At 71.6% G+C, this 14,830-nt stretch carries 12 protein-coding genes; 1 reads left to right on the top strand and 11 read right to left on the bottom strand.

Annotation, left to right across the window (positions count from 1 at the left end; translation table 11 throughout):
- Positions 1–202: 202 nt before the first annotated feature.
- The 11 genes from ACWGI8_RS24835 to ACWGI8_RS24785 all read right to left on the bottom strand — a co-directional run bounded on the left by ACWGI8_RS24835 (position 203) and on the right by ACWGI8_RS24785 (position 13,512).
- Positions 203–2,578 (bottom strand): HelD family protein, encoded by a 2,376-nt coding sequence (locus ACWGI8_RS24835; protein ID WP_453664056.1) that lies wholly within the window; start codon positions 2,576–2,578, stop codon positions 203–205.
- Positions 2,579–2,665: 87 nt separating this feature from the next.
- The gene (locus ACWGI8_RS24830) at positions 2,666–3,520 is read right to left on the bottom strand and encodes an anti-sigma factor family protein (RefSeq protein WP_453664055.1); all 855 of its coding nucleotides are present in this window, start codon (positions 3,518–3,520) and stop codon (positions 2,666–2,668) included.
- Positions 3,517–4,158, bottom strand: coding sequence for a sigma-70 family RNA polymerase sigma factor (locus tag ACWGI8_RS24825; RefSeq protein ID WP_453664053.1), 642 nt, complete (start codon positions 4,156–4,158; stop codon positions 3,517–3,519). Before ACWGI8_RS24825 ends, ACWGI8_RS24830 begins: the two co-directional genes overlap by 4 nt.
- Before the next feature lie 117 nt (positions 4,159–4,275).
- Positions 4,276–4,872 (bottom strand): CGNR zinc finger domain-containing protein, encoded by a 597-nt coding sequence (locus ACWGI8_RS24820; protein ID WP_453664052.1) that lies wholly within the window; start codon positions 4,870–4,872, stop codon positions 4,276–4,278.
- A 39-nt stretch (positions 4,873–4,911) separates the two neighbouring features.
- On the bottom strand, positions 4,912–5,448 hold the full coding sequence (locus tag ACWGI8_RS24815; protein WP_453664050.1) for a GNAT family N-acetyltransferase: 537 nt from the start codon (positions 5,446–5,448) through the stop codon (positions 4,912–4,914).
- A 138-nt stretch (positions 5,449–5,586) separates the two neighbouring features.
- Entirely contained in the window at positions 5,587–6,741 is a 1,155-nt protein-coding gene (locus ACWGI8_RS24810; protein WP_453664048.1) for a uroporphyrinogen-III synthase, read from the bottom strand.
- A gap of 75 nt (positions 6,742–6,816) precedes the next feature.
- On the bottom strand, positions 6,817–8,169 hold the full coding sequence (locus ACWGI8_RS24805; RefSeq protein ID WP_453664047.1) for a nitrate/nitrite transporter: 1,353 nt from the start codon (positions 8,167–8,169) through the stop codon (positions 6,817–6,819).
- 107 nt (positions 8,170–8,276) lie between these two features.
- Positions 8,277–9,482 (bottom strand): acyltransferase family protein, encoded by a 1,206-nt coding sequence (locus tag ACWGI8_RS24800; protein WP_453664044.1) that lies wholly within the window; start codon positions 9,480–9,482, stop codon positions 8,277–8,279.
- Positions 9,479–11,602, bottom strand: coding sequence for a bifunctional polysaccharide deacetylase/glycosyltransferase family 2 protein (locus tag ACWGI8_RS24795; protein WP_453664060.1), 2,124 nt, complete (start codon positions 11,600–11,602; stop codon positions 9,479–9,481). The genes ACWGI8_RS24800 and ACWGI8_RS24795 overlap by 4 nt, the downstream gene beginning before the upstream one ends.
- A 72-nt stretch (positions 11,603–11,674) precedes the next feature.
- The gene (locus tag ACWGI8_RS24790) at positions 11,675–12,232 is read right to left on the bottom strand and encodes a hypothetical protein (protein WP_453664043.1); all 558 of its coding nucleotides are present in this window, start codon (positions 12,230–12,232) and stop codon (positions 11,675–11,677) included.
- A gap of 296 nt (positions 12,233–12,528) precedes the next feature.
- Positions 12,529–13,512: a LysR family transcriptional regulator gene (locus ACWGI8_RS24785; RefSeq protein ID WP_453664059.1), complete on the bottom strand. Its 984-nt coding sequence runs from the start codon at positions 13,510–13,512 to the stop codon at positions 12,529–12,531.
- 114 nt (positions 13,513–13,626) lie between these two features.
- Here ACWGI8_RS24785 and ACWGI8_RS24780 point away from each other — a divergent pair.
- On the top strand, positions 13,627–14,830 hold a 1,204-nt coding region (locus tag ACWGI8_RS24780; protein ID WP_453664057.1), incomplete at its 3' end, for an MFS transporter.

The raw sequence follows: 14,830 nt of genomic DNA, 5'->3' as shown, positions 1-14,830 counted from the left end.
GAGCGACGCGGACCTCTTCTTCACACGTACTGGGTGGCACCGGCCCGCCATGCTCGCCTCGCGGCAAGTGGTCCCTCTGAGGGACGAAGGTTGGGCCCGGGGGCTTGGATCGGGCCGGTGCCACACACAGGCTAACAAAGACTCCCAGAAGGTGATTCCCGTACGGCGAGTTGACCGCGGATCGGTCCCGCGGCGGGCCCGGTCAGTCCCGCAACAGGTCCGGGATCCCGTCCGCGTCCGGCTCGTCGCGCTTCCCCGACACCACCGTCAGCTGCTGGGTGGCGCGGGTCAGCGCCACGTACAGCACCCGCAGCCCGGCCGGGGACTCGTCGGCGATCTCCGCGGGCGAGACGACGACCGTCGCGTCGTACTCCAGGCCCTTCGCCTCCAGCGAGCCGAGCGCCACCGCGCGGTCGCCGAGGTCCGCGAGCCAGCGGGCGGCCTCCGCGCGCCGGTTCATCGCGACGACGACGCCGACGGTGCCGTCGACCTCGTCCAGCAGGCGCTGGGTCTCCTGCCGCACGGTCCGCTCCAGATCGTCGCGTACGACGGTGAAGCGCGGCCGCAGCCCCGTCGAGCGGACCGCACGTGGCGCGTCCATGCCGGGCATCGCGAGCATCAGCACGCGGGCGGCGAGCTCCGCGATCTCGGAGGGGTTGCGGTAGTTGACGGTGAGGTCGAAACGGCGGCGCGGGCGGGTGCCGAGCGCCTCGTCGCGCGCCTCGGCCGCCTCGTCCGGATCCGACCAGGACGACTGCGCCGGGTCACCCACGACCGTCCATGTGGCGTGCCGGCCGCGGCGGCCGACCATGCGCCACTGCATGGGCGTGAGGTCCTGCGCCTCGTCGACGATGACGTGGGCGTACTCGGTGCGCTCCGCGGCCAGCCGCTCGGCCCGCTCGCGCTGGGTCTCCTCGCGCTGCGGCATCAGCTCCTCCAGACCGGTGAGATGGTCCAGCGGATCGAGTTCGCGCTTCTTCTTCGGGCGGGCGGGGGTGCCGAGCAGTGTCTGCAGCTCGTCGAGGATCGCCACGTCGTGCACGGACAGACCGTCGCGTCTCAGGCTGCGGGCGACCCTGCGCACCTCGCCGGGGTTGAGGATGCGCCGCGCCCACCGGCCGAGCCGCCTCTCGTCGGCCATCGCGTCGAGCACGCCCCGCGGGGTGAGCTCGGGCCACCAGGCGTCCAGGAAGTGGATGAACGAGTCCTCTGAGGTGACGTCCTCGTCGAAGGACGAGCGCAGCTCGGCCGCGAGCTCGGGATCGGTGTGGCGGGTGGCGGCGCCGGACTTGGCGTACAGGGCGTCGAGCAGAAGCCTGCGGGCGCGCGGGCGGAGCAGATTGACCGGCGCGGTGCCGCTCAGCGCGTTCTGACGGACGCGCCTCAGCTCGTCGGCCTCCAGCTCCAGCCGCCGCCCGAAGGCGACGACCCGCAGCCGGTCGGTCGGTCCTGCGGGCGACGAACCGCCGGTGCCCGCTCCCCTCGGCTCCTCACCGAAGGCGAGCTGCCCGTCGGCGCGAGCGGCGCCGCGCCGCGCGTCCCCGGGCTCCAGCGCCCCCCGCGCCGCCTTGCGCAGCACCTTCAGCATGCGCGAGGAGCCCTTGACGCGGGCGACCGCGGGTTCGTCGTACGTCGTGGCCTCGACCCCGTCGACCAGGGACCCCACCGCACGGATGGCGACCTGGCCCTCCTCCCCCAGCGAAGGCAGCACGCCCTCGGTGTAGGCGACCAGCAGCGGCGTCGGGGAGACGACCAGGATGCCGCCCGCGTACCGCCGCCGGTCCTGGTAGAGCAGATACGCGGCGCGGTGCAGGGCGACCGCCGTCTTGCCGGTGCCGGGCCCGCCGGACACCTCGGTGACGGATGCGGCGGGGGCCCTGATCACCAGGTCCTGCTCGGCCTGGATGGAGGCCACGATGTCCCGCATGGTGTGACTGCGGGCCTGGCCGAGCGCGGCCATCAGCGCGCCGTCGCCGATGACGGGCAGCTCCAGACCGCCCAGGGAGGCCCTGAGCTCGGGGCGCATCAGATCGTCCTCGACACCGAGGACCCGGCGGCCCTTGGAGCGGATGACCCGGCGGCGCACCACCCGGCCGGGGTCGACCGGGGTGGAACGGTAGAAGGGTGCGGCGGCCGGGGCGCGCCAGTCGATGACCAGCGGCGCGTAGTCGGAGTCGAGGACACCGATGCGGCCGATGTGGAGGGTCTCCTCGATATCGGCCGTGTTGTCGTCCCGTACGGCGTCCTCGGCCGGCTCCACCGAGGTGTACGCGCCGTCGGGGCCCTTCTTGCCGTGCTTGCCGCGCAGCAGGTCGATCCGGCCGAAGAGGAAGTCCTCGAACTCGCTGTTGAGCCGGTTGAGGTGGACACCGGCCCGGAACACCTGGGCGTCCCGCTCGGCCAGCGCGCCGGGCGTACCCACCTGGCCCCGTTTGGCGGCGTCGTTCATCAGGAACTCCGCCTCGTGGATCTTCTCCTCGAGGCGGCGGTACACCTGGTCCAGATGTTCCTGCTCGACACCGATCTCGCGATCACGGACCGTGTCGGCCGTGGTACCAGCGGCTTCCTGCGCGGCCACCGAGGCCCCCTTCTGACGTGCACTGGGCAGCCGTCAACCGTACGCGAAGGGGGCCGTTATGTCAGGCGGCAGGACCGGTGCCTTGTCTCAGGCGTCGACCTCCACCAGGCGCTTTCCGTCGAAGGTACGGACCTCGAAGTGATCGATCTCGTTGCGGTCCATCGCCGCTCCGCCGTGGATGTACAGGGGATTCTTGGCCTGTTTGTTCGTACTGTCCGGAATGCCGTAGCCCCACTTCGGGACGGCCCAGGAGGTGACGACCTCTTCCTCGCCGGTCTTGGAGACGGCGATCAGGTTGCACTTGAGCGGACCCGTGACGTTCTTGAGCTCCAGGACGGCGTGGGTGCCCCAGCCCTTCTTCTCCAGCCCGACCGTCGCGCTGACCTTGGTGACCGCGTCCGTGGCCTGGACCTTCTCCTCCATGTGGTTGAAGAAGGCGTCCTCGGCGGGGCTGGTCGGGTGGGGATCGGCGACATTGCTGCCGTGGTCGTCGCCCTGGGTGGCCACCACGGCGACGGCCGGGCCACCGACGATCAGGGCCACCGAGGCTGCGATCATGTACATGCTGCGCCGGCGCTTCTGGGCGCGTTTGACGGCCACCTCGTCGACGAGCCGGCCCAGCAGCTGGGGGCTCGGTGCGGTCGGAATCACCGGGGCGGGCCGGCGGGACGGCGGCTCCATGAGAGTGCTGGTGAACGGCAGAACGTTCGGCTCCGGCGGCGCCGACCGCTGTCCGGGCGGTTCGGCGAGCATCGCCAGCATCGGCTCCATGCCCGCGAACTCTTCGAGGTGGGCGGCGCAGATGTCGCAGCCCGCCAGATGAGCCTCGAAGGCGGTGGCTTCCGCGTCGTCGAGAATGCCGAGGACGTACGCCCCCGCGGTTTCATGGACCGAGCCCTCTTCGGACTGTCCGAACTGTCCGAACTGGTCCTGCCTGTTCATGCCGTGACCCCCCTCTCCTCAAGAGCGAGCTTCATGGAACGCAATGCGTAGAACACACGGGACCGGACGGTCCCGCTGGGTATGCCGAGCGTCTCGGCCGCCTCATTGACGGTACGCCCTTTGAAATACGTCTCGACGAGTACTTCCCTGTGCGCAGGGGTCAAATCGTCGAGCGCATCCGATAGCGTCATCAGCCACAACGCCTTGTCGATCTCGTCCTCCGCGGGCATGACCTCCAGCGGCGACGGATCGACCTCCTGCGGCCGGGCCTGCCGGCTGCGGTGACCGTCGATGACGATGCGCCGTGCGACCGTCACCAGCCAGGGTCGGACAGAGCCGGTGGCCCGATTGAGCTGACCGGCGTTCTTCCAGGCACGGATGAGCGTCTCCTGCACCACGTCCTCGGCCCGCTGGCGGTCGCCGGCGACGAGGCGCAGCACGTAAGCGAGGAGGGGTCCGGCGTGCTCCTGATACAACGCGCGCATCAACTCCTCGTCGGGGACGGAGGTGCTGGTGCGCGGCGTAACAGCTCGATGCCGGGCCCTGCCTGAACGGTCATCGGCCACGGCGGCATCCTTGCGCACCTGAACCTCCCGGTCGAGACCTTGTCTGATGTCTGACTGCTTCCTGTCTTCCATCTCTACGGAGGCAGCCGGGGATCCACTCAATGCGACCGGGAAGTTTTTCAAGATCTTTCAGGGCGGGTGCGCGGACGGGCCGGGGACGGGTCCGCGGAGGCCTCGCCAGGAGCGATCTCACATACGGGCAACTGCCGTGCGGCGGCGGTGTCTTGCGACCCGCTCGCGGTTTCCGCACACCTCGCTGGAGCACCAGCGGCGGCGCCGTCCGCGGGAAGTGTCGAGATAGACGCGCCGGCAGTTGTCGCCCTCGCAGCGGCGCAGCCGGGCGCGGGCGACGGGGTCTGTGAGCAACTCCACAGCGTCGCGGGCGACTGCGGCGAGCATCGCGGCGCACTCGGGCCGGGCGAGCGGGGCGCGGACGAGGACGCCGTCGTCGTCGCGCACGGCCCTGAGCGCGGGCGGGGCGGAGTCGGCGGCGAGCGCGTTGAGCCGGTCGAGCGCGGCACCGGGGATGCCGGTCGGCCCGGTGTCGATCTGTTCGTGCACCAGGAGGCTTACGCAGTCACGCAGTTCGGCGAAGCGGTCGACCCAGTCCTGGCCGACCGGGTCGAGCGGTGTGCCCGCGGGCAGCAGTCCGGCCGCCGTCAGCCACTGGCCGAGTCGCTCGGGCCGGTCGAGCGGTCCCGGGCCCGCCGCGGGCTCCGCCGTCGCCACCAGGTCCAGACATACGCGCCCGGAATCGAACCGCCACTCGTACGAGCCGATGCCCATGTGTTCAGAGTGCCCGCGACGAGGCGCCGTCGGAACCCCTCAGACCGGAGGTGGATCGTCATGCAGGATCCGCTGGAACAGCCGGTGGTCGCGCCACTCGCCGTCGATGTGGAGATACCGGGCGGCGATCCCGATGACCTCGAACCGCGCCTTCGCGAGGACGCGTTGCGAGGCGGCGTTCCCGAGCAGGGTCGCGGCCTCGACCCGGTGCAGCCCGAGCTCCTCCCGGGCGGCCCGGCACACCTCCTCGGCCAGCCGCGTGGCGAGACCTCGTCCGGTGTACTCGCCGTCGACCCAGTACCCGAGATGCGCACTGCGGAACGGCCCGAGCGCGACCCCCGAGAGCGTCGCCTCCCCGACGATCCTGTCCCCCCTGTCCCCGTCGAACAGATGCCACCGGTACGCCCTCGGGTCGGCGAGCCGCGCCGCCTGCGCCGTTGCCGTATAGAACGACTCGGCCCTGCGCGGCTCCCACGGCCTCATGTACTCCCGATTACGCGCGAAGGCCTCGGCGAGCGCGGGCGCACGGTCACCGGCGCCGGCATCGGCCGCCCCGACGGCGCGGATCTCGATCATGCTCGTACGGTAGCCCCGGAGGCGCCAGACGGCGTGCCCGGCGGACTGCCGCGCCGCGGGCGCGTGCCGCCCGGGGCCGCGGCACGACGGTGGCACGACGGCGGCACGGCGGCGGTACGCATGTGGCCGCGGCGCTGGTCAGGCGTCCGCGTACTTGGTGTCGGCCACCGGGTCCAGGGCCAGGCGGTAGCCGCGCTTCACCACCGTCTGGATGAGGTTCGGCGTGCCGAGGGCGGTGCGGAGGCGGGCCATGGCCGTCTCGACCGCGTGTTCGTCGCGGCCCGCGCCCGGGAGGGCGCGCAGGAGGTCCGCACGGGAGACGACCCAGCCGGGGCGGCGGGCGAGGGTGTTCAACAGGGACATCCCCGCCGGCGGGACGGGACGCACCTCGCCGTCGATGACGACGGCGTGGCCACGGATCTCGACACGGCGGCCCGCCACCGGCAAGGTCCTGGCCCGCGAGGGCAGTTCGACGCACAGCAGCTGGACGAGCGGGCCGAGACGGAAACGGTCCGGCTGGACCGTGTCCAGGCCGCGCGCCTGGAGCGGCAGGGCGGTGACCGGGCCCACGCAGGCCGGCAGGACATCGTGGCGCAGGGCGTCCAGCAGCTCCGGAAGCAGCCCGCGGTCCTCGGCACGCGAGAACAGCGAGGCCGCCGCCGGCGCGCTCGTGAACGTCACCGCGTCCAGCGCCCGCGACACCGTGGCGTCGAGCAGCCGGTCCAGCGGACCCAGCTCCTCCGGCGGCATCCACCGGTAGACGGGTACGACGACGACCTCCGCGCCTCCGGCCCGCAGCGCCTCCACGAACCCTGGGAGCGGTTCGCCGTGCAGCTGCAGGGCCACCCGCCGGCCCGCGACACCCTCCGCGAGAAGGCGGTCGAGCACCTCGGCCATCGACTCGGAGCTCGGCGACCATTCCTCCGTCAGCCCCGCGGCCCGGATCGCGCCCTTCACCTTCGGCCCGCGGGCGAGCAGTTCGACGCCGCGCAGACAGTCGAGCAGGCCCTCACCGCAGCCCCACCCGTCCGCCGCCTCCACCCACCCGCGGAACCCGATCGCGGTGGTGGCGACGACGACGTCCGGGGCGTGCGCGATGAGCTCCTTGGTCGCGGCGAGAAGCTCGCCGTCGTCCGCGAGCGGCACGATCCGCAGGGCGGGGGCGTGCAGCACGGCCGCGCCGCGGCGCTGGAGCAGCGCGCCCAGTTCATCGGCGCGCCTGGCCGCCGTGACGCCGACCGTGAAGCCCGAGAGCGGGGCGACCGCCGCGATGCCGTGCTGTTCGTCGTACATGCCGACCGAGCCTGGCAAGGAAGCGTGACAGGCTCGGTTCGGCTGCATTTCCTCGTCGTTACGAGGCACTCCAGGTCACACCTCGGCGTAGCTGAGCTGCGGCTTGGTCTCCGCGGCCGCGGCGGGCAGCTTCGCGGCCGCGGGCCGGCGAAGGTATACCGCCCAGGTGACCGTGAAACACACCCCGTAGCAGGCGAGGAAGGCGACGAACGCCCCCGTACCCGTACCCGCGGTCAGGAACGACTGGCGGAAGGCCAGGTTGATGGCGAGCCCGCCGAGCGCGCCCACCGCACCGATCAGCCCCATCGACGCCCCGGACAGCCTGCGTCCGTACGTCTCCGCCGCCTCGCCCGTCATCCCGAGGGCGAGCGCCTTGGCCTTGAAGATGCCGGGGATCATCTTGTACGTGGAGCCGTTGCCGAGTCCGGTGAGGATGAACAGCCCGATGAAGCCGACGAGGAAGACCGGCAGCGACTCGGTCACGGAGGCGTAGATGACGACGCCGGTGGCCGCGGCCATCCCGGCGAACGTCCACAGCGTGATCCTGGCCCCGCCGAAGCGGTCCGCGAGCGACCCGCCGACCGGCCGGATGAGCGAGCCGAGCAGCGGCCCGATGAAGGTCAGCGACGCGGCCTGCAGCGGGGTCCGCCCGAACTGGGTCTGCAGCACCAGGCCGAAGGCGAAGCTGTAGCCGATGAAGGACCCGAACGTCCCGATGTAGAGGAACGACATGATCCAGGTGTGCGGGTCCTTCACCGCTTCCTTGGCCGCACCGGTGTCGTTCTTCACGGGCGCCAGGTTGTCCATGAACAGCGCGGCGCACAGCGCGGCGATCGCGATCAGCGGGATGTAGACGCCGAGCACGATCCGCGGGTGCATCGCGCCCGCGGTGCCGATGACCAGCAGGCCGACGAGCTGCACCACCGGGACGCCGATGTTGCCGCCGCCCGCGTTCAGCCCGAGGGCCCAGCCCTTCTTGCGCAGCGGGTAGAAGGCGTTGATGTTGGTCATGGACGAGGCGAAGTTGCCGCCGCCGACACCGGTGAGCGCGGCGACCGCCAGGAAGGTCCCGTACGACGTCCCGGGCTCCATCACCATGTATGCGGCGCCGGTCGGCAGCAGCAGCATCAGCGCGCTGAAGATGGTCCAGTTCCGGCCGCCGAAGCGGGCCACCGCGAAGGTGTACGGCACCCGGATCACCGCCCCGACCAGGGTCGCGGTCGCGATCAGGAAGAACTTCCCGGCCGGGTCCACTCCGTACTGGGGCCCCATGAACAGGACCATGACCGACCACAGGGTCCAGATGGAGAAGCCGATGTGCTCGGAGAGCACGGAGAAGATCAGATTCCGCCGGGCGATCCGCTCCCCTTCCTCTTTCCAGAAGGTCTCGTCCTCGGGGTCCCACTGCTCGATCCACCTGCCGGCCATGGCTCGCCTCCACTGCTGCTTCGGGTAGTGGATCCGACGCTAGGGAGGGCGGGTTTCAGCCCCGTGCCGTGAGGTGACCGGTGTGGAACCTTGCTCTCACCCGGAGCTCAGGCAGGCTGTGAGCGCTTTTTCCCGCGGGGTGCGCCGTTCGGCCAGAGCCGGGGCTTTCGCTTGGCCGCAAGGTCCTCCGCCCAGCCGAAGAGGACGATGCACACCGCGATCAGCCCCCAGGCGAGGATCAGCACCGGCACCCAGCTCTCCAGCAGCCAGGGGACACGCTGCTCCAGGACGCCGATGCTCCAGAGCTGGTCCCACAGGGTCGCGGCGATCAGGATGCAGACGTTGTGCCAGAGGTAGACCGTGACCGCCCGTGAGTTGAGCAGCGTGATCGTGCTGTCCCAGCCGCGCAGCTTCGCCGGCCATTCGGACCAGGACGGGCTGATGTGCAGCAGCAGGAGCACCGAACCGAAGGACCACAGCGCCTGCGCGAGCGGAATGCTGTCGAGGTCGAAGTCCGCGCGGAAGCCCTCGTGCAGGGCCCACCACAGGCCGACGGCCATGATCGCGGGCGCGATGGACGGGACGATGTAGCGGGGCAGTCGGCGCAGGATGCCTTCCTGGTGGGCCATGCCGAGGATCCAGCAGGCGCCGAAGGTGCTGAAGTCGGTGAGCGCGGAGTCGATCCGCACAGGGAGCGAGATGTACCCGGCGGTGAGGGCGGCGGAGAGCGCGAGCGGCGCGAGCAGGGTTGCCCAGGGCAGCTTCCGAAGCGCCCACAGGAGCAGCGGCGACAGCATGACGTACCAGAGGTACGCGCGGATGTACCAGAGCGGGCCTGCGAGGTCCTCGGCCCACGACTCGCCCAGGAAGCCCGGGACGCCCGCGAGCTCACCGGCGAACGGCGGGTCGCTGAGGGGGACGATCCAGAACAGCAGATGGGTCCACCACCAGCCGGGGTGCCCTTCGGAACCGGGCCCCCAGCCCTGCAGCACCATGCCCGTCACACCGAACGCGCCCAGCACCCACAGCGGGGGCAGCAGACGGCGCATCCGGCCCCGGATCACCTGGACCGCGGGGCGCTCGAGGGAGCGGGCCATCAGATTGCCCGCGAGCGCGAACATCACGCCCATGGACGGGAAGACCAGCGGCAGCCAGGCCCAGCCGACCAGGTGGTAGAGGACCACCCGGAAGAGGGCGAGGGCGCGCAGCAGGTCGAAGTAGCGGTCGCGTCCCGGCGCGGCGGCGGGGGCCGCGGCCTCCGGGGGCTTCCTCCTGTGGCGGGCGGGATGGAATTCGGTCGTTCCGGTCGTCACGCGACAGGCCTCCGGTCTTCACTGCTCCGCCGGGGGCTCGGTATCGAGCCGGGCGCCTCCACCGCTCCCGTCCGGCGGAGCTTCTGCCAGCGAAGCCGGCCGCCGGTGAGTGCGGTGATCCAGGACTGCAGCAGCACCACGTACATGAGCTGCCGGTAGAGGATCTGCTGGAGGGGCAGCGAGACCAGATGCGTCATGCGTTCCTTGTCGAGCCGGAACGCGTACGCGGCGCAGACGGCCTGGATGGCGAGGACGCCGAGCCAGGCGGCGATGGTCTTCTGGGTGGGGCCGAAGACCAGTCCGTACAGCAGGAAGACATCGATGAGCGGGGCCAGCAGCGGGAACAGCACCATGAAGAGGGAGACCAGCGGCAGACCGACGCGGCCGAAGCGGCCGGACGCCCCGCTCTCGATCACGGCGCGGCGGTGCTTCCAGATCGCCTGCATCGTGCCGTACGACCAGCGGTAGCGCTGGGACCAGAGCTGCTGGACGGACTCGGGGGCCTCGGTCCAGGCACGGGCCCGCTCCGCGTAGACGACGCGCCAGCCGTCGCGGTGCATCGCCATGGTGATGTCGGTGTCCTCGGCGAGGGTGTCGTCGCTCATGCCGCCGACCCGTTCGAGGGCCGAGCGGCGGAAGGCGCCGACCGCGCCCGGAATGGTGGGCATGCAGCGCAGCACGTCGTACATGCGGCGGTCCAGGTTGAAGCCCATCACGTACTCGATGTGCTGCCAGGCGCCGATGAGGGAGTCGCGGTTGCCGACCTTGGCGTTGCCCGCGACCGCGCCGACGCTCGGGTCACCGAAGGGCTGCACCAGTTCGCGGACGGTGGACGGCTCGAAGACCGTGTCGCCGTCCATCATCACGATGATGTCGTGGCGTGCGTTGCGGATGCCGTTGTTGAGGGCTTCGGGCTTGCCCGAGTTGGCCTGGCGGACGACGCGGACGTTGGGCAGCCACATGTCGTCGACGATGTCCGCGGTGCCGTCCGTCGAGCCGTCGTCGATGACGAGGACCTCGATCGGATGGTCGCTCTCCATCAGCGAGCGCACCGTGTTCTCGATGCACTCCTTCTCGTTGTACGCCGGGACCAGCACCGTCACCGGTTCGGTGACGGCCGGCCCCCAGCGGAAGCGGCGCCGGCGCACCTTGCGGGCGTGCCCGAAGGAGAGCAGCAGCATCAGTCCGAAGCGGGCGAAGACCAGCACACCGATCACGGCGAGGCCGACGGTCAGAGCGCCGGTGGTCTGCTCCGAGAAGGCGACTGCGGCGACCCACGCCTTGCCCTTCCACAGCTCGGGGCCGGTGACGGGGGTGTGGGCGCTGGGGGCGCCGAGGGCCTCGGTCAGATTGGCGAACGTGTAGCCGCGCTTCTGCATGTCGGGCAGGAAGCGGTCGAGCGCGGCCACGGTCTGGGAGCGGTCACCGCCGGAGTCGTGCATGAGCACGATGGAGCCCTTGGTTCCCTGGGGCGTGGCGCGCTTGATGATCGCGTCGACGCCGGGGCGCTTCCAGTCCTCGCTGTCGGTGTTGTTGAGCGCCGTGATGTAGCCGCGGCTGCCGATGTACTGGGTGACCGGCCAGGACTTGTTGTCGAGGGCGGCCGAGAAAGACGAGTACGGCGGCCGGAACAGTGACGTCCGGATGCCGGCGGCACCGGCGATCGCCAGCTGGTTCTGCGACAGCTCCCAGTCGATACGGCGCTGCGTCTGGTACGCCAGATCGGGGTGGTTGAAGGTGTGCAGCCCCACCTCATGGCCCTCCGCGACCATCCGCTCCACCAGTTCGGGGTGGCGGGAGGCCATGGTGCCGGTCACGAAGAAGACGGCGTGCGCGTTGTATTCCTTCAGTTTGTCGAGGACCTTCGGCGTCCACACCGGGTCGGGGCCGTCGTCGAAGGTCAGCACCAGGTTCTTGTCGGGGACGCTGAGCGCCTTGGGCGCGCCCGGGGTGCGGGCGTCGATGACCGGACCGCCCTTGAGGATCTGCCGCGGCACCTGCTCGCTGTTGTCCGGGGGCCGTACGCGGTGGTCGGCGAGGATCTCACTGTGCACGTACCCGCGCAGCATCAGCATGGCGAGCAGCGCGACCAGGAACACCGAGGGCAGCAGATATCGCATGGGGAGCCTGCGCCGCACGGTGACCGGTCTGCCGCCGGGCCGCTGACGGGCCCGCCTGCCGGTGGGGCTCATCTACGGTGCGCCTTCCCCGGCCAGCTGCTGGCCGCCTTGCTCCACCGGTGGGCCGGTGGGTTCTTCCGTCGGTGCTGTCGCGCTGTCCGTGGGCTGGGGAACCGTCGGCGTGGGCTCCTGCCCCCCGGGGCCCGGCGGAGGGCCGGACACGGTGGGCTTCGGGTCGGATGTGGCACCACCGGCGCCGCCGGTGGTGGTCGCCGCGCTGCTGCCCGGATCGGCCGTGGTGCTGGGCTGCCCGCCGGTGAGCGGGTCGCCGGGGGAATTGCTGGGCTGCGACGGGAGCAGGGCGCCCGCGGTGCCGGTGGGCCCGGGGGCGCCGGGTGTGCCTCCGGGCACGGCCGGGTCGGAGGACGTGCCGGTGGGGCCGGGCGACTCCCCGACGATGCCGGAGTTCTGCTCGTCCGCGGGGCCGGGGATCAGCAGCCACGGCGCGTCCGAGTTTCCGCCCATGAGGGCGACGAGGAGCGTCACGGCGTAGCCGGCGCAGGCGATCGCCAGAACCCATCCGATACGGCGGAACTTCTTGCTGCGCCGACCGCTTTCGTCTACGAACACCGGTCCGTCGGAGCCTTCTTGAGGGGCCGGCTGGGCCGGGAGCTCCGAGAGCAGACGCCCGAGACCATCGAGCTGAACGGTGACCTCGTTGGGCTCGTGGCTGTGCCCTGTATGGACGTTTTCTCGCCAGTTTTCCACTGCAGTACGCACTTCCCCCACGGAACGGAGAGCGGGTGCGCGCACGACTGAACCGGACACTTGTCGTCGGACCGGGCCCCCACCCGACCCAAGCGCCCCAACCACGATGCACCCGGGCCATGAATGTAGCGCACCCCGACGACAGTCGTGCCCCGATGTCAGTTGTTGTCCGGCATGAGACACCGGACCGTGACAAGAGACCGGTCCGGATCGGGAAGCCAGCCGCCGGGGGGCATTTCCAGCCAACCCTCTGCCGCGCCCAGTTCGCCCGCGGCGGCCCGCAGGGCGTCGAGGCCGGGGTGCTTCAGCCCCCGGCGCCACACCAGCGACACCGGTGACAGCGGTACGGGCTCGACCAGGGGCCGTACGACCATGCCCGGTACCGGGAGGAACTCCGTGCTCGCCAGCACCGACCACCCTCGCTTGTGCACGACCCGCACGAACTCCTCCTGCCCGTTGATCTCCGGGAAGGGGTCGGCCATGACGATGCCCCGGCCCTCGAACAACCGGGCGGCCAGATCGGTCCACTCCGCGGTCGCCGCGTTGCCCGCGCCCGCGTAGAGGGTCTCACCCGCCAGTGCGCCCAGGGGCACTTCCGCACGCGGGGCGAGGGGATGGTCCTCCCGCAGCAGTACGGCCATGCGTTCGTACCGCACCGGCTCGTGCGCCAGATCGGCGCGCACCGCCGGGTCGAGCCCGGCGACCCGCCCGTAGGAGACATCGAGCCGTCCGGCGAGGATCTCGGCGGCGGCGCCGGTGAGGCCGCTGAGGTAGCGGGCGACGAACTCCAGGCCGGGGGCCGCCCGTCGGGCCTCCGCCAGCACCCGGTAGGCGGTCCCCACGGGGGCGCCGACGTCGACGAGCAGCGGCCGGTCCTGGTCCGCGAAGGCGGCGGCCAGCTCGTCGTGGGCGTCGAGGACCCGACGGGCGTACGGCAGCAGCCGCTCGCCGTCCGCCGTGAGCGTCACCTGCCGGGTGGTCCGTACGAACAACTCGGCACCCAACTCGCGCTCCAGCCGCCGGGTGTCACGGCTGAGGGCCTGCTGGGCGACGTACAGCCGGGCCGCTGCGCGGGTGAAGTGCAGCTCGTCGGCGACGGCGAGGAAGGCGCGCAGCAGCCGGGGTTCGAGGTCTCGGGACACGGGCACGGCGACGAATTTACAACAGAGGTGCGTCAATGGGCTCCGAACAGGTGTTGGACCCGAGCGGGCACGCACGGCGAGCCTTGATCCATGCCGCAGAACACCTCACCCACGATGGCCACCACCGGCGGGACCCTGGTCCTGGCGCCCGGCTTCCAGGAGCCGGACCACCCGCGCCCGCCGGGCCCGTACACCCGCCTCTTCCGCACTCCCGGCGCGCGGGCCTTCACCGCGGGAAACCTCATCGCCCGCCTCCCCATGGGGATGTTCAGCGTCAGCGCCGTGATCATGATCGCGGGGGCGCGTGGCTCGTACGCGCTCGCCGGGGCCGTCACCGCGACCGGCCTGGCCGCCACGGCCGTCGTCGCCCCATGGACGGCCCGGCTCGTCGACCGGTACGGGCAGGCCCGTATCGCCGTCCCCGCCACCGTGCTCGCGGTGCTCGGATCGCTCGCCCTGCTGCTGTGCGTGCGGTACGACGCGCCCGACTGGACCCTGTTCGCCGCGTACGCCGCCACCGCCACCACACCCAACACGGGCGGGATGTCCCGGGCCCGCTGGGCCCACCTCCTCAAGGGCGACCCCGGTGCCCTGCACACCGCGAACTCCTTCGAGCAGGCCGCCGACGAGCTGTGCTTCATGCTCGGCCCGGTGCTCGCGGCCCTCCTCTGCTCGGCGCTGTTCCCCGAGGCCGGCACGCTCGTCGGTGCCGTACTCCTGCTCACGGGCGTCCTGGTGTTCGCGGCCCAGCGCGGCACCGAGCCACCGGTCGCCCCGCGCGTCCTCGTGGGCTCGCCCGTCCGTACGCCCGGAATGGCCCCGATGCTGGCCGTCTTCCTCGCGACCGGCGCGGTCTTCGGCTCGATGGAGGTCGTCACCATCGCGTTCGCGGACGGCCCGGCGGCGGGCCCGGTGCTGGCCCTGCAGGCCGCCGGCTCGTGTGCGGCGGGGCTGGCGTACGGCAGGGCCCGCCGCGGCGCCGGACTGCGGACGTGCCTCGCCGCGATGACGGCGCTGATGGGGCTGCCCCTGCTCGCGGCGACCGCGACCGGCTCGCTGTTCGCCGTCGCGGGTGCGCTGCTGATCGCGGGGATGGCGACGGCCCCGACGATGGTGACCGGGATGGGCGTGATCCAGCGGCTCACCCCCGACGCCCGGCTGAACGAGGGAATGACCCTCGCCGTCACCGCGCTCCTCGGCGGCATCGCGCTGGGCTCGGCGAGCGGCGGCTGGACGGTGGAGCACGCGGGCGCGGCGTACGGCTACGGGATCCCGGTCGCCGCGGCGGCCACCGCACTGGCGCTGGCGAGCATGACGA

This window comes from Streptomyces sp. NPDC054841, from assembly GCF_053611045.1.
The sequence above is the reverse complement of the archived record's forward strand: the minus strand, read 5'-3'. Positions and strand labels throughout refer to the sequence as shown.